At 63.5% G+C, this 18,921-nt stretch carries 20 protein-coding genes; 12 read left to right on the forward strand and 8 right to left on the reverse strand.

The features are described 5' to 3' along the window. The first annotated feature begins 116 nt into the window (after positions 1-116). On the forward strand, positions 117-350 hold the full coding sequence (gene rpmB, locus C5F53_RS04065; protein ID WP_105260014.1) for a 50S ribosomal protein L28: 234 nt from the start codon (positions 117-119) through the stop codon (positions 348-350). Between the two features lie 11 nt (positions 351-361). Then, positions 362-532, forward strand: a complete 171-nt coding sequence (gene rpmG, locus C5F53_RS04070; RefSeq protein ID WP_029707149.1) for a 50S ribosomal protein L33 — start codon at positions 362-364, stop codon at positions 530-532. Between the two features lie 400 nt (positions 533-932). Here rpmG and C5F53_RS04075 read toward each other — a convergent pair whose 3' ends face one another. Beyond that, on the reverse strand, positions 933-2,147 hold the full coding sequence (locus C5F53_RS04075) for an acyl-CoA desaturase (RefSeq protein ID WP_105260015.1): 1,215 nt from the start codon (positions 2,145-2,147) through the stop codon (positions 933-935). Between the two features lie 147 nt (positions 2,148-2,294). After that, the gene (locus tag C5F53_RS04080; protein WP_105260016.1) at positions 2,295-3,566 is read right to left on the reverse strand and encodes an RsmB/NOP family class I SAM-dependent RNA methyltransferase; all 1,272 of its coding nucleotides are present in this window, start codon (positions 3,564-3,566) and stop codon (positions 2,295-2,297) included. A gap of 16 nt (positions 3,567-3,582) precedes the next feature. Between C5F53_RS04080 and C5F53_RS04085 the strand changes: the two genes are divergently transcribed. Continuing rightward, a complete protein-coding gene (locus C5F53_RS04085) occupies positions 3,583-3,822 on the forward strand; it encodes a DUF1653 domain-containing protein (protein ID WP_105260017.1) in 240 nt (79 codons plus the stop codon). A gap of 39 nt (positions 3,823-3,861) precedes the next feature. Here C5F53_RS04085 and C5F53_RS04090 read toward each other — a convergent pair whose 3' ends face one another. Next, positions 3,862-5,169: an ATP-binding protein gene (locus C5F53_RS04090; protein ID WP_236635203.1), complete on the reverse strand. Its 1,308-nt coding sequence runs from the start codon at positions 5,167-5,169 to the stop codon at positions 3,862-3,864. Next, positions 5,157-5,897, reverse strand: a complete 741-nt coding sequence (locus C5F53_RS04095) for a response regulator (protein ID WP_105260018.1) — start codon at positions 5,895-5,897, stop codon at positions 5,157-5,159. The genes C5F53_RS04090 and C5F53_RS04095 overlap by 13 nt, the downstream gene beginning before the upstream one ends. A 219-nt stretch (positions 5,898-6,116) precedes the next feature. Between C5F53_RS04095 and xopAW the strand changes: the two genes are divergently transcribed. The 5 genes from xopAW to C5F53_RS04120 all read left to right on the forward strand — a co-directional run bounded on the left by xopAW (position 6,117) and on the right by C5F53_RS04120 (position 11,828). Next, a complete protein-coding gene (xopAW, locus tag C5F53_RS04100; protein ID WP_105260019.1) occupies positions 6,117-6,950 on the forward strand; it encodes an EF-hand domain-containing protein in 834 nt (277 codons plus the stop codon). 159 nt (positions 6,951-7,109) lie between these two features. Then, a complete protein-coding gene (locus tag C5F53_RS04105) occupies positions 7,110-8,537 on the forward strand; it encodes an efflux transporter outer membrane subunit (protein ID WP_105260403.1) in 1,428 nt (475 codons plus the stop codon). Beyond that, positions 8,534-9,862 carry an efflux RND transporter periplasmic adaptor subunit gene (locus tag C5F53_RS04110; protein WP_105260020.1) on the forward strand — a complete coding sequence of 443 codons (1,329 nt, stop codon included), beginning with the start codon at positions 8,534-8,536 and terminating at the stop codon, positions 9,860-9,862. Before C5F53_RS04105 ends, C5F53_RS04110 begins: the two co-directional genes overlap by 4 nt. Continuing rightward, entirely contained in the window at positions 9,859-10,620 is a 762-nt protein-coding gene (locus tag C5F53_RS04115) for an ABC transporter ATP-binding protein (protein ID WP_105260021.1), read from the forward strand. Before C5F53_RS04110 ends, C5F53_RS04115 begins: the two co-directional genes overlap by 4 nt. Then, the gene (locus tag C5F53_RS04120; RefSeq protein ID WP_105260022.1) at positions 10,620-11,828 is read left to right on the forward strand and encodes an ABC transporter permease; all 1,209 of its coding nucleotides are present in this window, start codon (positions 10,620-10,622) and stop codon (positions 11,826-11,828) included. The genes C5F53_RS04115 and C5F53_RS04120 overlap by 1 nt, the downstream gene beginning before the upstream one ends. Before the next feature lie 65 nt (positions 11,829-11,893). Here C5F53_RS04120 and purN read toward each other — a convergent pair whose 3' ends face one another. Continuing rightward, positions 11,894-12,484, reverse strand: a complete 591-nt coding sequence (gene purN / locus C5F53_RS04125; RefSeq protein ID WP_105260023.1) for a phosphoribosylglycinamide formyltransferase — start codon at positions 12,482-12,484, stop codon at positions 11,894-11,896. Between the two features lie 13 nt (positions 12,485-12,497). Between purN and C5F53_RS04130 the strand changes: the two genes are divergently transcribed. From C5F53_RS04130 to C5F53_RS04145, 4 genes are all read left to right on the forward strand, one after another. Beyond that, positions 12,498-13,166: a YceH family protein gene (locus C5F53_RS04130; RefSeq protein WP_105260024.1), complete on the forward strand. Its 669-nt coding sequence runs from the start codon at positions 12,498-12,500 to the stop codon at positions 13,164-13,166. Between the two features lie 86 nt (positions 13,167-13,252). Then, positions 13,253-14,434: an acyl-CoA dehydrogenase family protein gene (locus tag C5F53_RS04135; RefSeq protein ID WP_105260025.1), complete on the forward strand. Its 1,182-nt coding sequence runs from the start codon at positions 13,253-13,255 to the stop codon at positions 14,432-14,434. Positions 14,435-14,450: 16 nt separating this feature from the next. Continuing rightward, positions 14,451-15,566 carry an acyl-CoA dehydrogenase family protein gene (locus C5F53_RS04140; protein ID WP_105260026.1) on the forward strand — a complete coding sequence of 372 codons (1,116 nt, stop codon included), beginning with the start codon at positions 14,451-14,453 and terminating at the stop codon, positions 15,564-15,566. 53 nt (positions 15,567-15,619) lie between these two features. Next, positions 15,620-15,925, forward strand: coding sequence for a DUF3892 domain-containing protein (locus C5F53_RS04145; protein ID WP_105260027.1), 306 nt, complete (start codon positions 15,620-15,622; stop codon positions 15,923-15,925). A gap of 774 nt (positions 15,926-16,699) precedes the next feature. Here C5F53_RS04145 and C5F53_RS04155 read toward each other — a convergent pair. The 3 genes from C5F53_RS04155 to C5F53_RS04165 all read right to left on the reverse strand — a co-directional run bounded on the left by C5F53_RS04155 (position 16,700) and on the right by C5F53_RS04165 (position 18,899). Beyond that, positions 16,700-17,179 (reverse strand): hypothetical protein, encoded by a 480-nt coding sequence (locus tag C5F53_RS04155; RefSeq protein ID WP_105260029.1) that lies wholly within the window; start codon positions 17,177-17,179, stop codon positions 16,700-16,702. Positions 17,180-17,359: 180 nt separating this feature from the next. Then, positions 17,360-17,752, reverse strand: coding sequence for a VOC family protein (locus C5F53_RS04160; protein ID WP_105260030.1), 393 nt, complete (start codon positions 17,750-17,752; stop codon positions 17,360-17,362). 118 nt (positions 17,753-17,870) lie between these two features. Next, entirely contained in the window at positions 17,871-18,899 is a 1,029-nt protein-coding gene (locus C5F53_RS04165; protein WP_105260031.1) for an AI-2E family transporter, read from the reverse strand. Positions 18,900-18,921 lie beyond the last annotated feature (22 nt).

Raw genomic sequence — 18,921 nt, forward strand, 5'->3', positions numbered from 1 at the left:
CGGGGGGTTACCGCCACCCTTTTTCATGGCGAGGTGAGGTTTGAGCGAGATCGGACAGGTTTGTTTTTCAAACTGTTTTGATCGTCAGTAAGAACCGTTTATATCGGAGTGTCCACATGGCACGCGTATGTGAAGTAACGGGCAAAGGCCCAATGGTCGGGAACAATGTTTCCCACGCCAACAACAAAACCAAGCGCCGGTTCCTGCCGAACCTGCAATACCGCCGTTTCTGGGTCGAGACTGAAAACCGTTGGGTTCGCCTGCGGATTTCGAACGCAGGTCTGCGTTTGATCGACAAAAAAGGTATTGATGTTGTGCTCGCAGATCTGCGCGCACGTGGCCAAGCATAAGGAGCAGAACCATGGCAACCAAAGGCGGACGCGAAAAAATCAAGCTGGAATCTACAGCTGGCACCGGTCACTTCTACACGACCGACAAGAACAAGAAAACCATGCCCGAGAAAATGCTGATCAAGAAATTTGATCCCGTTGCTCGCAAGCATGTGGACTACAAGGAAATGAAACTGAAGTAATTCAGGTTCTTCCGGTCCCGAAGAAGCCCGCCTTGTGCGGGCTTTTTTACGTCTCGTAGTTTTGCTTCTCTCACCCGCATCAGGCTGGGTTTGGGCGCTCTGCTACGTGTCCCCCGCCCTTCGGGCTCCTCCTTTACCTACGCAGAACACCCAAACCCAGCCTGCTGCTGGAGACATGAGCACGCCCTTTCACGACCTAGCGGCGACATGCCAAAACTCGCAAGAGCAGCCGGGGAGTGCGTTTTACGTAGGTAAAGGAGGAGCCCGAAGGGCGGGGGACACGAAGTAAAACGCACTCCCCGGCTGCTCTGGAGCCCGCGCAAAACTCCACAACCCATGAACCATGCGCACACAAAAAAGCCCGCACAAGGCGGGCTTTCGGAAGAAGCGATGGAACGTATTAAACGTGAGCCGCGCGCAGCTTCATGGAGAACTCGCGCAGCGCGGTAATTCCGCTCTCTTCAGCGCGGTGGCACCAAGCCTGCAGATCCTTGGCCAATTGCTCGCGGGACACATGGGTGTTGAGCCACATCTGGCGCAGCTCTTCGCGCATGGTCACCATCTTGTCCAGCACCGGAGATGCGGCGCGGGCTTGGGCCAGTTGGGGGGCGGCAGCGGCAGGCACCTTTTCTTCATCACGGTGCATCCAGCGCTTGGCGGCTTTCACCACGGCGGCGTCTGCACTGCGGGCCTTGACCGACTCGAACTCGTCACGGGCAGCTTGGCGCACGCCCTTGGCGTATGCGGCCATGATTTCGTAGCGGTTAGCAATCAGCGCTTCCAGGGTCTTCTCGTCCGCCACGGGGCGGATGTCGCCGTACGCTGCCTTGGGAGGCGTCTTCTTGACCTTGGCCAGGCCCATGGCTTGCATGATGCTGATGTACATCCAGCCAATGTCGAACTCGTAGGGCTTGACCGACAGCTTGGCCGAGGTGGGGTAGGTGTGGTGGTTGTTGTGCAACTCTTCACCAGCAATGATGATGCCCCAAGGGGAAATGTTGCGGCTCTGGTCCGCAGCTTCAAAGTTGCGGTAGCCCCAGTAGTGGGCAGCACCATTGATGATGCCGGCGGCAGTGATAGGCGTCCACGCCATTTGCAGGGCCCAAACAGCCAGACCAGCAGCGCCGAACAGGAACAGGTCGATGATCATCATCAGGCCCACGCCCTGCCAAGAGTAGCGGGTGTACAGATTGCGTTCAATCCAGTCATCAGGGGTGCCGTGGCCAAAACGGGCCATGGTTTCCTTGTTCTTGGACTCGGCTCGGTACAGCTCGGCGCCTTCAAACAGCACCTTTTTGATGCCGTAGACGTGCGGGCTGTGCGGGTCTTCGGCCTGCTCGCACTTGGCGTGGTGCTTGCGGTGGATGGCCGCCCACTCTTTGGTCACCTGGCCGGTGGTCAACCACAACCAGAAGCGGAAGAAATGCGACGCGATCGGGTGCAAGTCCAGAGCGCGGTGCGCCTGGTGACGGTGCAAGAACACGGTCACGCTGATCATGGTGACGTGCGTCAGGGCCAGCGCGAACAACACGATTTGCCACCACGTGATGTTCCACATGCCATGGGCCAGCCACTCAATTGCTGCGTTCAGCACAGCCCAATCAGGTAACAACATAGTCGGTTCAATCTCTCAACGAGGTTTGGTTATTTATGAATCAGGGGCAACGTGCACCCCTGTACACCCCAGATTTTAGGTGCTGCAGTCTTTTTTGGCTAGTTAATTCATCTGCAAGTTAAAAGGTCTTAACTCACGTCAACTATTTCACTTCTTTTCCCAAACAGCCGCAAAAAATCCATCGGTTGCATGCCGATGCGGCCACAGACGCAGGTAGAGCTGGCCGTCTTCCCCACCTGCGCACAGGCTTGGTGCGTTCTCGACCTTCAGCCCAGCCAGGACCTCGCCCGCGGGCAGGGCCACAAAGTCGGGGTTGGCCGCCGCAAAGGCCTGGGCAATCGCCTCGTTCTCCTGCGGCAGCACGCTGCAGGTTGCGTACACCAGCCGTCCACCGGACTTCACCATACGCGCAGCGCTTTGCAGGATGGCCGCTTGTTTGACCGCCATCTCCTCCACAGCTTGGAGGTTTTGGCGCCATTTCAAGTCTGGGTTGCGGCGTAAAGTGCCCATACCGGTACAAGGAGCATCCACCAGCACGCGGTCCATCTTGCCGGACAGGCGTTTTACGCGGTCGTCGCGCTCATGAGCGATGGCGGCCGGATGCACATTGGACAGGCCACTGCGCGCCATGCGCGGTTTGAACGAATCCAGGCGGTGGGCAGACGTATCGAAGGCGTAGAGGCGGCCCGTGCTGCGCATGGCGGCACCAATGGCCAGGGTTTTACCGCCGGCACCGGCGCAAAAATCCACCACCATCTCGCCGCGCTTGGCGTCCAGCAGCATGGCCAGCAGCTGGGAGCCCTCGTCCTGCACCTCAAAGTCGCCACGCACAAAGGCTTCGTTTTTGTTCAGCGCAGGTTTGCCGGCAATGCGCAGGCCCCAAGGGGAATACGGCGTGGGCACGGCCTTGATGCCGGCCTGCTGCAGCTCTTTTTGCACATCGGCACGTTTGGCCTTGAAGGTGTTGACGCGCAAATCCAGGCCTGCGCCCAGGTTCAGGTGCTCTACCAGGGGCCAGAATTGGTCGCCCAATTGGTCCTTGAGCGGTTGCACCAGCCATTCCGGCAAGTTGTGGCGGTGGCGCTCCATCAGGTCTTCGGGCTGAACCTTCTCGCACTGGTCCAGCCAGTTTTTCTCTTGGTCCGTCAGGGCGCTGCGCAGAAAGTCACCCGGGCCGTAGAAACCCAGAATGGCCATGCGGCGCTCTTTGGGGCCACTGCCGCTGGGGGCCAGGTGGTCAAACAGCAGCTTTTTGCGCAGCACGGTGTAGGCGGTTTCGGCCAGGGTGGCTCGCTCGCGCGGGCCCAGGCCGCGGTTGTCACGGAAGAAACGCGAGACGATGGCGTCCGCAGGGTGGTCAAATTTAAGGACGAGCCGGACCAATTCGGAACAGGCGTCAAGCAGGGCTTTTGGATGCATAGCCTAGGATTGTCCCATGAGCACTGAAAACCTACCCCCACTAATTAATACGCCGACCGGCCGCTACCGCCACTACAAGGGCATGGAATACCAGGTGCTGGACACTGTGCGCCACAGCGAAACACTGGAACCCATGACCCTGTACCGTGCGCTGTATGGCGAGCATGGCCTGTGGGTGCGGCCCGCCACCATGTTTCTTGAGACGGTGGTGATTGCGGGCGTGGCCCAGCCGCGCTTTACCCGGATTGGGGACTAAATTGGCCTCTAGCCCACGTGGAATATGCGCGAGAAGCTCCTAATTCAGGAGCATTTTTGCATCTACCGCTTGGCGAGGCAGCCGCAGCTCGGCCTGCAACCCTCCGCCCACGCGGTTGCGCAGCGTGATGCCACCGCCATGCTGGCGCGCAATGTCACTGGCCGAGGCCAGGCCCAGCCCTACCCCGCCCGTGTTGCGGTTGCGTGAGGCCTCGACCCGGTAAAACGGCTGCAGCACGCTAGAGAGCTCAGCCTCAGGGATGCCAGGGCCGCGGTCCAGCACCGTCACAGAGATGCCTTGCGCGTCTTCGGTCAACTGCACCTGGGCGGCGCCACCGTAGCGGGCCGCGTTGTCCAGCAGATTGCTGATGCAGCGGCGCAAAGCCGAGGCCTGCGCCCGCACAGGGGCCAGCGGGCTGGCGCCCCCCAACTCAACAGCCACCACGTGGCCCGCCTCCTGCTGGTCTTGCACCAGGCTGTCCACCAGCGCTGCCAGGTCCAGCGCTACCCAGGGTTCGGCATCGGCGGCGCCGCGCAGGTAGTCCAGCGTGGCGCGGATCATGGTGTCCATCTCGGCAATGTCCCGACCAAAGCGCTGGCGGTCTCCTGCGTCATGCAAAGACTCCACACGTAGCGCCAGACGGGTGAGCGGCGTGCGCAGGTCGTGCGACACGGCGGCCACAAACTGGTCGCGCTGCTCCAGCTGGGCGCGGATGTGCTGTTGCATCTGGTTGAACACGCGCGTGGCCTCGCGGCACTCCAGCGTGCCTGACTCGGGCAGAGGCGCGCGGTGGATGTTGAGACCCAGCTCGCGTGCGGCACCCGCCAAGCGGCGCACCGGGTCGCTGAGCCAACGCGCCCCCACCCAGGCCGCCAGTAACAGCGCCCCCAGGCGCACAGCAATGTCCAGTAGCAGACCCAACGTGGGCGGGCCGGGGGGACCGTCAGGGCCGCGGACATGCGGCGGTTCGGAATTCGGAGGCGCATGTGGCGGCGGCTGGCCCATACCCCAAGGCGGCGGACCGGAGACCCCCATGACCTGGGGCGGTGGGGCCATACCGGGCCGCGGGTGCAGCTCAAACATCAGCGTCAACGCCAGCACATGGCTGCTAACCACGGCCACGCCCAACAACAGTGCCAAGCGGCCAAACAGGCTGTCGGGCACGAGTTTGGCAAGCCAGTTTTTCCGCAGGGCCGCACCAAACTGCGCCCCCGAGGGGCCGAAGGCTGCGGCTCCAAAGCCACCTGCGTGGCTTTGGACAGCCTGCGGAGCCCAAGCCTCCGGCTGGGCCCGTTCAGCGACCCGCGCAGCGGCGGAGCGTGGAGGCGATGTTTTCAGGCCCGCCACGCCATGCGCCCCTGCACCGATTGCACATTGAACATATACCCCGCGCCACGCACGGTCTTGATCATGGAAGGTTCGTCGGGGTCGTCGGCCAGTTTTTGCCGCAGGCGCGATACCAGCAAATCAATGCTGCGCTCAAAGGCATCCATGGCACGGCCACGGGCCTGCTCCATGAGCTGGTCGCGGCTGAACAGGCGCCGCGGGGTTTGCAAAAAGGTGGTGAGCAGCCGGAACTCGGCATTGGACAGCGCCACCACCAGCCCCGTGGGCGACACCAGGTTGCGCGCGTCGCGGTGCAGCTCCCAGCCGTCAAAACACACCACATCGCTGCGCGCCAGGATGGGTGTGCTGTCCTTGCTGCCCAGGGCGCGGCGCAGCACCGTGTGGATGCGGGCCACCAACTCGCGTGGCTCAAACGGCTTGCCCATGTAGTCATCAGCGCCGTTTTCGAGCCCCATGATGCGGTCAAAGGTGGTGGTGCGGGCGGTCAGCATGATGACGGGGATGTGCGAACGCTCGCGGATCTCGCGTGAAAGCGTGAGCCCGTCGATGCCGGGCAACATCACGTCCAGCACCACCAGGTCCACGTGCTGGCGCGCGAGCTGCTGGCGCATGGTATCGGCATCACAAGCGGTGTGGACCTCGAAGTTGAAGCGGGCCAAGTACTCACCCAGCAGGGCGGTGATGTCGGCGTCGTCATCGACGAGGAGGATGGAGGTTTTGGTAGTCATGGGGCGGTCCTGACAGCCCGGGGAAGGCAGTCCTTGCGGCCGCCCCAGTGTAGAAAAACGCCCCGCCCGTGAAGCCATGAATTGGGCGCAAAGCCACCCCCAGTTGCAGGCTTGAAACGGACTTTTGTACCAAGCTTGGTACACAGACGACAAACCCACGATACCTGCGCTGCCAAGAATGGATGGCATCTACCACCACCATCCAGAAAGGAAGTGACCATGAGCACCATCAGCGGGGTGAGCGGATCCGGCAATGCCTGGGCCGCCCTCAACACCCAACGCAGCCAGCACCAGGCCAAAATGTTCGCCAAGGTGGACGCCGACGGCAGCGGCGGCGTCGACCAGACCGAACTCGGCAGCATGCTGAGCAAAATCAGTGACAAAACCGGCGCCAGCGTGGGCGACGCCAAAGAGCTGTTCACCCAAATGGACAGCAACAGCGACGGCAGCCTCTCCAGCGACGAGCTGGACGCGGGCATGCAAGCCCTGATGCCACCGCCCCCCAGCACCATGGAGTTTGCCCAGTCGCGCGGCATGGGCGGCAGCGGGGGCAGCCAGGACGACCTGTTTGCCAAGGTGGACACCGATGGCGACGGCTCGGTCAGCCAAGACGAGCTCCAGGTGCTGACCGACAAGATCAAAGAAGACACCGGCCAGGACGTGAGCCAGGACTTTGCCAAGCTGGATACCGACGGTGATGGCCAGCTCAGCCAGACCGAATTTGAGGCCGGTCGACCGCAGCCACCCGAAGGCAGCCAGGGCGCCCAAGGCCCCGGCGGGCCACGCGGGCCCGGTGGCCCGGGCGGGGCGCAGGGTGCCTCATCCAGCGACACCACCTACGACGCGCTGGACACCAACCAGGACGGCACCGTGTCCGAGGTGGAGCGCATGGTGGGCGAGCTCAAAGAAGCCCTTGCCGGGCTGAGCAGCAGCGATGAGGCCAGCAACACCGCCACCAACCAGCAGATTGCCGAGCTGGCCCAAAAGATCTACGCCCAGGTGGCCCAGAGCCTGAGCGAAACGAGTGACAGCAGCCTCAGTGTTACGGCATGATTTAGGCCTCTAGCCCTTTTGGATGCTGCGCGAGCAGCTCCTGAATTCATAGCAATCACGCGCCGGGCCACAGCCATGTGGGCCCGGCGTTGTGCCGTCTTTACCGGTCTTTACACACAGGGCACGAAGGCGAAACCCGTGGCCCGCACCATCAGAGCCATGCCACCTCACCCTTCTTCTTTTTTGCACCGCCCACGGCTGCGGCACTGTGCGGCAGCCTGCCTGCTGGCCCTGGCCACGCTGGGCAGCCAGGCGGCCACCGCCCTGCCCGACACCGCGCCTTTGCCCAGCAGTTGGTCCCAAGCCAGCAGCGCCACACCCGACAGCCTGGCCCAGTGGTGGGACAAGTTCAACGACGCCCAGCTCTCCGCCCTGGTGACCCAGGCGCTGCAAGCCAACCCCAGCCTGCGCAAGGCCGAGGCCGCGCTGCAACAGGCGCGCGCCCTGCGCGACGCCAAACAAGGCGCCCTGCTGCCCAGCCTGAACGCCAGTGGCTCCGGCCAGCGCAGCCAGACCAATGAACAAGCCGCCACCAACAGCTTCAAGGCCGGGCTGGACGCCAGCTGGGAGCCCGACCTGTTTGGCAGCAAGCGCCAGGCCCTGAACGCCACCGAGGCCGACGCCCAGGCCCAGCAGGCCACACTGGCCGATGCCCAGGTCTCGCTAGCGGCCGAGGTGGCCCTGGCCTACCTGCAACTGCGCGGCCAGCAAAGCCAGCTGGCCATCGCCCAGACCAACCTGGCCAGCCAGCAGGAAACCCTGCAGCTGACCGACTGGCGCGCGCAGGCCGGCCTCACCACCAGCCTGGAAGTGGAGCAAGCCCGCACCGCGGTGGAACAAACCCGTGCCGAGATTCCCACGCTGCAGGCCAACATGGCCGCCAGCCAACACAGCCTGGCCGTGCTGACCGGGCAGGCGCCGACCGCGCTGACCGAGCAGCTAACCGCAGCCGCCCCCATCCCCGGCGCGCCAGAACAACTGGCGCTGGCCTTTCCGGCCGACACGCTGCGCCAGCGCCCCGACATACGTGCCGAAGAGGCCCGCATTGCCGCCGCCCTGGCCCGCGTGCAGGTGGCCAATGCCGCGCGTTACCCCAGCTTCTCTATCAGCGGCTCGCTGGGCCTGAGCGCCCTCACGCTGGCCGGGCTGACCAACGGCGCCAGCGTGCTCAGCAGCCTGCTGGCCAGTGTCTCCATGCCGGTGTTTGACGGCGGCGCCACCGCCGCCACCTTGCGCGCGCAAGAAGCCGCGCTGGTGCAGGCCCAGGCCAGCTACCAGAGCACGGTGCTCACCGCGCTGCAAGAAGTGGAAGATGCCCTGGCCGCCTTGCGCGGCCACCGTGCGCGCCTGCAGCACTTGCAAAGCGCCGCCACGGCCGCCGAGCTGGCCGCCCTGCTGGCCCAGCAGCGTTATGCCAGCGGCCTGATCGACTTCCAGACCGTGCTGAGCACCCAGCGCACGCTGCTGAGCGCGCAAAACAGCGTGGCCAGCACCCTCACCGACCTGGGCACCGACCACGTGCGTCTGTACAAGGCGCTCGGCGGTGGCTGGCAGCCCACACCCACTATTTCCGCAGGACAACCATGAGCTCCGACACCACCCCCATCTCCTCTGCCGTGCCCAGCACCGCCGACATCCAGGCCCTGCTGCAAAGCGCCCCTCACCGCCCCTGGTGGCGCCGCCCCGTGGTGCTGGCCAGCGTGGCCGCCGTGCTGCTGGCGCTGGGTGCCACCTACGCACTGCAGGCCCGCAGCCAGGCCCAGGCCGCGCCCAGCTATGTGAGCGAAACCGTACAGCGCGGCAACCTGACGCTGAGCGTCTCGGCCAATGGCACGCTGCAGCCCACGCGCTCGGTCAACATTGGCAGCGAGCTCTCGGGCACGGTGCGCAATGTGCTGGTGGACGTGAACGACCGTGTGCGCAAAGGCCAGTTGCTGGTAGAGCTGGACACCGCCAAGCTCAACGACCAGCTCACCAAAACCCGCGCCACACTGAGTGCCGCGCGGGCCAAGGTGGCGCAGACCGTGGTCACCGTGAAAGAGGCGCAGGCCAGCTTGGCGCGGCTGGAAGAAGTGTCCCGCCTGTCTGGCGGCAAAGTGCCGGCCAAGAGCGAGCTGGATGCCGCCCGCGCCACGCTGGAGCGCGCCCAGGCCGACGAGGCCAGCGCGCGTGCCAACGTGACCGAAGCGCAGGCCGGTGCATCCAGCGATGCGACCAACCTGTCCAAAGCCTCCATCCGCTCGCCCATCGACGGCGTGGTGCTCACGCGTACCGTGGAGCCCGGCAACGCCGTGGCCGCCTCGTTGCAGGCGGTCACATTGTTCAGCGTGGCCGAAGACCTGAGCAAGCTGCGCCTGCAGGTGAATGTGGACGAGGCCGATGTGGGCTCGGTGAAGGTGGGCCAGAAGGCCAGCTTCACCGTCAGCGCCTACCCCTCGCGCACCTTCCCCGCCACCATCACGCGGGTGGCCTATGGCTCCACCACTACTGAGAACGTAGTCACCTACATCACCTACCTGGAGGTGGACAACAGCGACCTCACGCTGCGCCCCGGCATGACCGCCACGGCCACCATCACCGCCACCGAACGCAAGGACGCATTGCTGGTGCCCAACACCGCGCTGCGCTACAGCCCCAGCACCACGGCCAGCGCCGGCAAGCCTGCGACCCAAAGCAGCAGCATTGTGGGCAGCCTGATGCCGCGCATGCCCGGTGGCAGCGGCACCCGCAAAAGCGCTGGCAGCGCCGCCGGCGGCGGCAAGCAGGTTTGGGTGCTGCGCGACGGCGCCCCCGTGGCTGTGGCGGTGCAAACCGGCATCAGCGACGGCCGCATGACCGAAGTCACCGGCGGCGAGCTGACCGCTGACATGCGAGTCATCACCGACCAGCGCAGCGCTGGAGCCAGCAAATGAGCACGGCCACAACCGTGAACGCCATGGCCCCGCCCCTGATCGAACTGCGCGGCGTGACCCGCACCTATGGCCAGGGCGCCACCGTGTTGCAGGCGCTCAAAGGGGTGGACCTGCGCATCGAGGCCGGTGACTTTGTCGCCATCATGGGCCCCAGCGGATCGGGCAAATCCACCGCCATGAACACGCTGGGCTGCCTGGACACACCGACTACCGGCGAATACCTGTTCCAGGGCGTGCATGTGGAAACCCTGGGCCGCGACCAGCGCGCCCAGCTGCGCCGCCACTACCTGGGCTTTGTGTTCCAGGGCTTCCACCTGCTGCCGCGCACCAGCGCGCAAGAGAACGTGGAACTGCCCCTGCTCTACCGCGGCGAATCGGCCAGCGCGCGGCGTAAGGCGGCATCACGCGCATTGGAACAAGTGGGCCTGCAAGGCCGCGAGCACCACACCCCGGCCGAGCTGTCGGGCGGGCAGCAGCAGCGCGTGGCGATTGCACGCGCCATCGTCACCGAACCCACCGTGCTGCTGGCCGACGAGCCCACCGGCAACCTGGACACCCAGCGCAGCGCCGAAATCATGGAGCTGCTGCAAGACCTGAACGTGCAGCACGGCATCACCGTGCTCATGGTCACACACGAGCCCGACATGGCGGCCTACGCCAAACGCATCGTGCGTTTTGTGGACGGCGTGATCGAGAGTGATGTGCAAAACCCCCACCCGGTGCGGCGACACGCAGCAAGCCAGGAAGCGGTGCACTGATGTTCCTCAACACCATTTGGCTCGCACTGCGCTCCATCCGGCGCAACCTGATGCGCTCCTTCCTCACCATCCTGGGCATCGTGATCGGCGTGAGCGCCGTGATCACCATGGTCACGCTGGGCAACGGCGCCACGCAGGCCGTGCAAACGCAAATCTCCAGCCTGGGCACCAACCTGCTGCAGATCCGCCCCGGCCAGCGCATGGGTCCGGGCGCCGGCGGCGGCAGCTCGCCCTCGTTCAAGGAGGTGGACGCCACTGCCATCGCCAGCCAGATTGGTGGCATTGCTGCCGTGGCACCCGAATCGCGCGCCAGCGTGACCGTGGTGGCCAATGGCCGCAACTGGACATCGAGTGTGGTGGGCAGCAACAACGCTTGGCTCACCACCGGCAACTGGCAACTCAAAGAGGGCCGCGAATTCAGCGACGACGAACTGCGCGCAGGCTCTGCGGTCTGTGTGATCGGCGAAACCGTGCGCCGCGAAATGTTTGGCAGCACCCCAGCCCTGGGTCAGGCGCTGCGCGTGAAGCAGGTGTCCTGCGAGGTGGTGGGCATCCTGGGCTCCAAGGGCCAGGGCAGCTTTGGCAACGACCAGGACGACGTGGTGCTGGTGCCGCTCAAGACGCTGCAGCGCCGCATCACCGGCAACACGCGGGTCAACACCCTGCTGGTCTCCATGGCCGAGGGCAGCGACGCCACGCGCATCAAGAGCGGCATCACCCAGCTGCTGCGCGAGCAGCGCAAGCTGGCCGATGGAGTGGAAGACAACTTCAACGTGCTGGACACCAAGCAGCTGGCCGACACGCTGTCGGGTACCACCCAGATCATGACCACCCTGCTGGGCGCGGTGGCCGCGGTGAGCCTGCTGGTGGGCGGCATTGGCGTCATGAACATCATGCTGGTGAGCGTGACCGAGCGCACCCGCGAGATCGGCCTGCGCCTGGCCATTGGCGCACTGGAGCGTGAGGTGCTGCTGCAGTTCCTCATCGAGGCCGTGGTGCTGGCATCTCTGGGTGGCTTGATGGGCATTGCGCTGGCCACCGTGGCCAGCCTGGGCCTGGCCGCGCTAATGCAAATTCCCTACACCTTTGACCTGGGCGTCAACCTACTGTCGTTTGCCTTCTCGGCGGCGATTGGCGTGGTGTTTGGTTTTGTGCCGGCCCGGCGTGCGGCGCAGCTGGACCCGATTGAGGCGCTGCGGCACGAATAGCCCCCTCGGAGGCATTTTTGAATAAAAAATGCCTCTAACCCCCGTAGAATATGCGCAAGAAGCTCCTATTTCGATAGCAATTCACGCAACGCCTGGGGGTAGATCAGGTGCTCCTGCGTGAGCACGCGCGCCGCCAGCGTGTCGGCGTCGTCGGTAGGCAGCACGGGCACCACGGCCTGCTGCAGGATGGGACCGTGGTCCAGCTCGGCGGTCACCAGGTGCACCGTGGCGCCGGCAAACTTGCAGCCGGCCTCAATGGCGCGCTGGTGCGTGTGCAGGCCCGGGAAAGCGGGCAAGAGCGAGGGGTGGATGTTGGTGAGGCGCCCCGCGTAGTGCGCGGTAAAGCCGGGCGTGAGGATGCGCATGAAGCCGGCCAGCACCACCAGCACCGGCGCTTCGGGCGTGTTGTGGCGGTCAATCTCGGCCATCAGGGCGGCGTCAAAGGCTTCGCGGCTCTCGAAGGTTTTGTGGTCCAGCACGGCGGTGTCTATGCCCTGCTCTTTGGCAAACACCAGACCACCGGCCGTGCCTTTGTTGCTGATGACGGCGGCAATGCGGGCGCCGAATTGGCGCTCCCAATCCTCGCGCTGGGCAGCACGCACGATGGCGGCCATGTTGGAGCCGCCGCCAGAGATCAAAATGACGATGTTTTTCATAACTGGCTGAATTATGACCACCCCCGTTCTCTTGACCCCTATCGAAGCCCGCGTGCTGGCCACGCTGATGGAAAAAGCACGCACCGTACCCGACAGCTACCCACTCACCCTGAACAGCCTACTCTTGGGCTGCAACCAGAAAACCAGTCGCGAGCCGCTCATGGAGCTGAGCGAATCCGAAGTCAGCAGCGCGGTGGACACGCTGCGCGAAGCCGGCCTGGTGCACGAGACCACGGGCGGGCGCACCACCAAGTTCACCCACAACGCCCAGCGCGGCATTGGCGTTCCGGAGCAAAGCGCGGTGCTGCTGGGCCTGCTGATGCTGCGCGGCCCGCAAACCGCGGCCGAACTGCGTCTGAACGCCGAGCGCTGGTACCGCTTTGCCGACACCTCGTCGGTCGAGGCGTTTCTGGACGAGCTGCAGGAACGCAGCGAAGAAAAAGGCGGCCCGCTGGTCATCAAGCTGGACCGCGCACCCGGCGCGCGCGAGCAGCGCTGGGCCCACCTGCTGTGCGGGCCGGTGGACGCGAGCGCCGCCGCAGTCAGCCGCATGGCCGCGCCTGCCAGCGCGGACCTGCAGGCACGTGTGGCACAGCTGGAAACCGAGCTGACCGAGCTGCGCACCACGGTGCAAAAGCTGTGCGCCGAGCTGGGCATGTCACCCCCCGGACAAGCCGAATAGAACGATCGTGCTAAAACACGACCTGCAGCGGCCCTAGACCGCCCCATACACCACCCTGGTGCACCGACCAACTGGAGACATCCCCCATGGATTTGGCATTCACCCCCGAAGAGCAAACGTTCCGCGAAGAGATTCGCGCCTGGGTTGGCGAGAACCTGCCCGCCGACATCGCCCACAAAGTGCACAACGCCCTGGAGCTCACGCGCGACGATATGCAGCGCTGGGCCAAGATTTTGGGCAAAAAGGGCTGGCTGGGCTTTGGCTGGCCCAAAGAGTTTGGCGGCCCCGGCTGGACGGCCGTGCAAAAGCACTTGTTTGAAGAAGAGTGCGCGCTGGCCGGCGCGCCGCGCATCGTGCCCTTTGGCCCGGTGATGGTGGCCCCGGTCATCATGGCGTTTGGCACACCCGAGCAACACCAGCGCTTTCTGCCCGGCATCGCCAGCGGCGAGGTGTGGTGGAGCCAGGGCTATAGCGAACCCGGTTCCGGCTCGGACCTGGCCTCCGTCAAGACGCGCGCAGAACGCCAGGGCAACAATTTCATCGTCAACGGCCAGAAGACCTGGACCACGCTGGGCCAGTACGGCGAGTGGATCTTCTGCCTGGTGCGCACCAGCACCGAAGGCAAACCACAGACCGGCATCAGCTTCCTGCTCATCGACATGAAGAGCCCCGGCGTGACCGTGCGCCCCATCATCATGCTGGACGGTGGCCACGAGGTGAACGAGGTGTTCTTCGACAACGTGGAAGTGCCCGCCGAGAACCTGATCGGCGAAGAGAACAAGGGCTGGACCTATGCCAAGCACCTGCTGAGCCACGAGCGCACCAACATTGCCGACGTGAACCGCAGCAAGCGCGAGCTGGAACGCCTGAAGCGCATTGCCAAGCGCGAAGGCGTGTGGGAAGACAGCCGCTTCCGCGACGAGATTGCCAAGCTGGAAGTGGACGTGATTGCGCTGGAGATGCTGGTGCTGCGCGTGCTCTCGGCCGAGAAGAGCGGCAAGAACTCGCTGGACATTGCAGGCCTCTTGAAGATCCGCGGCAGCGAGATCCAGCAGCGTTACAGCGAACTCATGATGCTGGCCGCCGGCCCCTTTGCGCTGCCCCTGGTGCGCGAAGCCATGGAGGCCGGCTGGCAAGGCGACTTCCCTGGCGGTGAATTGGGCAACGCGCCCCTGGCCTCCCACTACTTCAACCTGCGCAAGACCACCATCTACGGTGGATCGAACGAGGTGCAACGCAACATCGTCTCCCAGGTCGTCCTGGGTTGAACAAGGAGATACACAGATGGACTTCGATTTCTCTGACGACCAAGAACAACTGCGCGACGCCGTACGCAAGTACGTGGACAAGGGCTACACCTTCGAGCGTCGCCGCGCCATTGAAAAGGCTGGCGGCTTTGACCGCGCGGCTTACACCGAGCTGGCCGAGCTGGGCCTGACTGGCCTGTATGTGCCCGAAGACGATGGCGGCATGGGCATGGGCCCGATTGAGGGCATGGTGGTGATGGAAGAGCTGGGCCGTGGCATGGTGCTGGAGCCCCTGGCCCAGGCGCTCATCGCAGGCGCGGTGATTGCCGGTTATGCCGACGCCGCCACCAAGGCCACCTGGCTGCCCGGTGTGGCCGACGGAAGCAAGCTGGTGGTGCTGGCCTACCAGGAGCGCGCCAGCCGCTACGCACTCGACACTATTGAAGGAAAAGCCCACCAAGCCCCCGGTGGTTATGTGCTGAACGCTACGAAAAGCATAGTGGCTGCGGGTGACCAGGCCAACGCCTACCTCGTCTCGGCCAAGGTCAACAGCGTGCTGGGCCTGTTCCTTGTGGAGCGCGAATCGGCCGGTGTGAGCACGCGCGGCTACGGCACGCAAGATGGCAGCCGCGCCGCCGAAGTCACGTTCAAGAACGCGCCCGCCACGCTCATCACCACACAAGGCCTGGCCGCGCTGGAGCATGCGGTGGACATCGGCATTGCGGCCACCTGCGCCGAAGCCGTGGGCGTGATGGACAAGACCATGGCGCTGACGGCCGAGTACCTCAACACACGCAAGCAGTTTGGCGTGGCGATCAGCAGCTTCCAGGCCCTGCGCCACCGTGCCGCCGACATGAAGATGCAGCTGGAACTGGCCCGCAGCATGAGTTTTTATGCCAGCCTCAAGCTCAACGCCCCAGCACCCGAGCGCCGCGCGACCATGGCACGCGCCAAGGTCCAGTTGGGCCAGAGCATGCGTTTTGTGGGCCAGCAGTCGGTGCAATTGCACGGTGGTATTGGCGTGACGGACGAGTACATCGGCAGCCACTACTTCAAGAAACTCACCCAGCTGGAAATGACCTTTGGCGACAGCTTGCACCACCTGGGCGAAGTGTCGGCCCGCATGCAGGACACAGCAGGCGTGTTTGCATAAATAGGCCAGGGTCTGGGCGGCACATGGCGTCCAGACCTTGAGCCACCACAAGCATGGCGGTCTACCTCCAATGTGTGGCCAAGCGCATGCGCGGCGGCTACAAACACGAGCACATCAACCTCTTGTGGTGGGTGCAGGTGGTGGACGGCAAGCCCACCAGCGAGACCGGCTTTTCCACCCACACGCAGTTGATCGACTTCGTCGAATCCAGCGGCCCCCAGGCCCTTTGGTGCCCCGCCGCCAAACCCGGCCAGCCCGGCGCGTGGGTGGGTGTGCAAACGCTGGGACGCAAGAAGTACCTGCAGGCTTATCGGGATGGGCGGCCTTCGGAGGATTTGCTGGGGTTGCCGGACAAGTGATTCTTGCATCAGCTTGCGCGGGTTGTGGCTATGTCGGATATACAACTGCAAGCGCTTTCCCAACAGCCAAACCTTTGATCAGTTTTTTTGCACTTGGCCAAACCCATATTTGCAACTCATGTTGATTTAGTGGTTTAACTTTGACGCTGCCCGGCACATAGCATTAGCTGCGAAGCGGCCTATCTGCTGTGTGTCTGCGCGGAGCAACCGGTTATGAGTCATGCTCACCTTCGCCGCTGCGCACCACTTGCTTGATGTGTTCGCGCTCTTGCCGCCTGGCACTCCAGCGCGCGAATGCAACAGCGCCCACGATGCCCGTTGCCATAACACCGAGCAAAAGCGCGACCCCTTTTACGGTTCCGAGCATAGGAGCAGCCGCAATGAGTATGAAGCCACCCAGAAACAAGACAGGCATGAGCAATAGTGGCCACAAGCGTTTGCTGCAAGAAATAGCGAGTGAGCCGCCACCGATCCCCACTAAAAGCCATCCGGCGAAGTACGCCCACGCATCTGCAGTCCTATAGGACCACACTGCCCCTCGAAAGTCCGGAGACCTGGTAGTTTCCGCAAGAAGCACAGCCCCTGATGTCATGGCATGTTCGATAGCCATCCAAAGCTTGTAGCCCGCCAACGCAAGGATGCCCAGGCCAACAAGAACCGCAACGACGCGGAAGGAGGACACTCTAGTCTGCCCCATAAAGTTGGATGAAACCAGCGCGCGACACGTACCGCGAAGCGGCAGCCCTTAGTCGCATGTCTGTTTGTGTCGAAAGGTTATGCGGCAACTGCAACTCGCCAAAGAAAAAAACTGATACCCAAAGCGATGGTGGCATAGGCGGCGGCACGCCCGTATCGGTTGCCTGCGAATACCGTTGCTGCGACGAATATATTCAGGCCAGCGAAGAACATGGTCCGATGCAAGCTCGTAAACCACTGGGAGAACAGCAACAGAAAAGAACCGATAACTGCAAGTGCGACAGCAAGCCACCAAGCAATGGTGCTTTGCGCAGCGCGGCCCCACACCACAAGTGACGCAACCAACAAGGCCGGACCGACGAAACGTGCCCACCCAAGTTCCCAAGCTACAAATTCGCGTGCGGTTCCATACCGTCCCAAGCTGATAACTAACACCTGTCCGCTTGTTGCCGCATAGTAGACAGCGCTAAAAAAAGACCACACTGCAGGAAAGATCAGCAGTACAGCAAGTACAAGTACAAACTTTGCATAAAACTCACGGGAAGGTTGATCGCTCATACCTTACAACGTGTTATGGACGTCAAACACGTCTTATGAACAAAGTCGTATGGACTCATGATTCCCTCCCGTGTATTTATTAAGTGCTTGATTTATATCTGATTTCGCAGATTCAAAGCAGCTTGGTCTTTTGGAAAGTGGAGTCCAGCCCTGTCGAACACCCGCAAACGGAGAGATGCTTCAGTCCACCGCCACATGACACGCCACACACAGCTTGTTCCCCTCCGTATCCCGAAAGTAGGCGCCGTAGTAGTGGGCGTGGTACTCGGGCCGCAGGCCGGGCGCGCCTTCGCTGCTACCGCCAAAGGCCAGCGCAGTTTGGTACACCGCGTTCACCTGCGCGCGGCTATCGGCCAGAAAGGCGGTCATCTGGCCGTTGCCAGATTGGTGTTCGCCTTCAAACGGTGTGCCGATGAGGAACAGCGGTCGCGCCACGCCTTCGGTCTGCCAGCCGGCCCAGGGGCGGCTGCGGTCGATGAAGCGTTGTTGTTGGCCCAGGGCCTGCATCACGGGGGCGTAGAAGCGCAAGGCGCGTTCGAAGTCGGCCACGCCGACGAAGATGTGGGAAAACATGGGCTCCTCCGGTGGGCTGCCCCGCCGATAGGTGGGTGCAGCAGCCTCAAAATGCTATCAAAACTGAAGCTGCTCGCGCAATATCCACGGGGGCTAGAGGCCTAAATGTCTTAAAAATCTAGACCAGCCCCTCTTCCAGCAACTCCCGCTTCACATAGGCGTAGTACAACGGCGCGGCCACCAGGCCGGCCACGCCAAAGATGGCTTCGCCCACAAACATGACGGTGAGCAGCTCCCAAGCCGAGGTGCCGGTGCGTTTGCCCACCACCTTGGCGTTGATGACGTATTCAAACTTGTGGATGGCGATGAGGAACATGAGGCAAGCCAGGCCCACCATGGGGGCTACCGAAACACCCGCCAGCGTGAGCACACCGTTGCACAGCAGGTTGCCCACAATGGGGATGAGGCCGGCGAAGAACGTGAGCGCCACCAGCATGCCGCTGTAGGGAATGAAGACATCAAACAGGGGCAAGGCAGCAAACAGAAACAGTGCGGTGCACACAGCGTTGAACGCCGCAATCCAGAATTGGGCCACCACAATTTGCCGGAATGCCTGGATGAAATGCGCGGCCCGCGTGCGCATGGCGGCGCGCAGGGGTGCAGGTTGCCCCACGGCCGGGGTGCCGACCATGAGCGCGCCAATCACCAGCCCCACGTAAGCCAGCAACCCGCCCTGCAGGCCCGCAGAGCCCCAGCCGGTGAGAGCACGTGCCTGCGACTGCAAGTAAGACGCCAACCAGGCCTGGGCGGCAATCAGCTCGTCCGGCAGATGGGCGGCCAGGTTGGGCGGTAGTTTTTGGCGAATCTCCAGCACGGTGCGGGCCAGGTGGTGCAGCAGGGCTTCGTACTGCGCCACAGCCCCGACCAGCATGCCCTGGGCATTGGCCAACACCAGGGCCAGGGCCAGCAGCGGCAGCACGATGACCACGGTCGCAGCCCAGAACGGTGCCGGCTTGAACCGCCCCAGGCGCCGGTTGTGGGTGAGCGCCTGGGTGGCCATGTAGCCCAGGCACACCGCCAACAGGCCAGGCAGCAGGCCGCAACACAGGGTAAGCAGGCACAGCAGCAGCGCAAGTACTTGGGCAGCGGCGGTCACAAGGCGGGGAAGGATACGCGCGGTACGCGGGGTGGCAGAGGGATGCGTCATGGGTGACGGATGGTAACAAGCA

The organism is Rhodoferax sp. TS-BS-61-7 (assembly GCF_002943465.1).
In the GTDB taxonomy this organism is placed as follows: Bacteria; Pseudomonadota; Gammaproteobacteria; order Burkholderiales; family Burkholderiaceae_C; genus Allorhodoferax.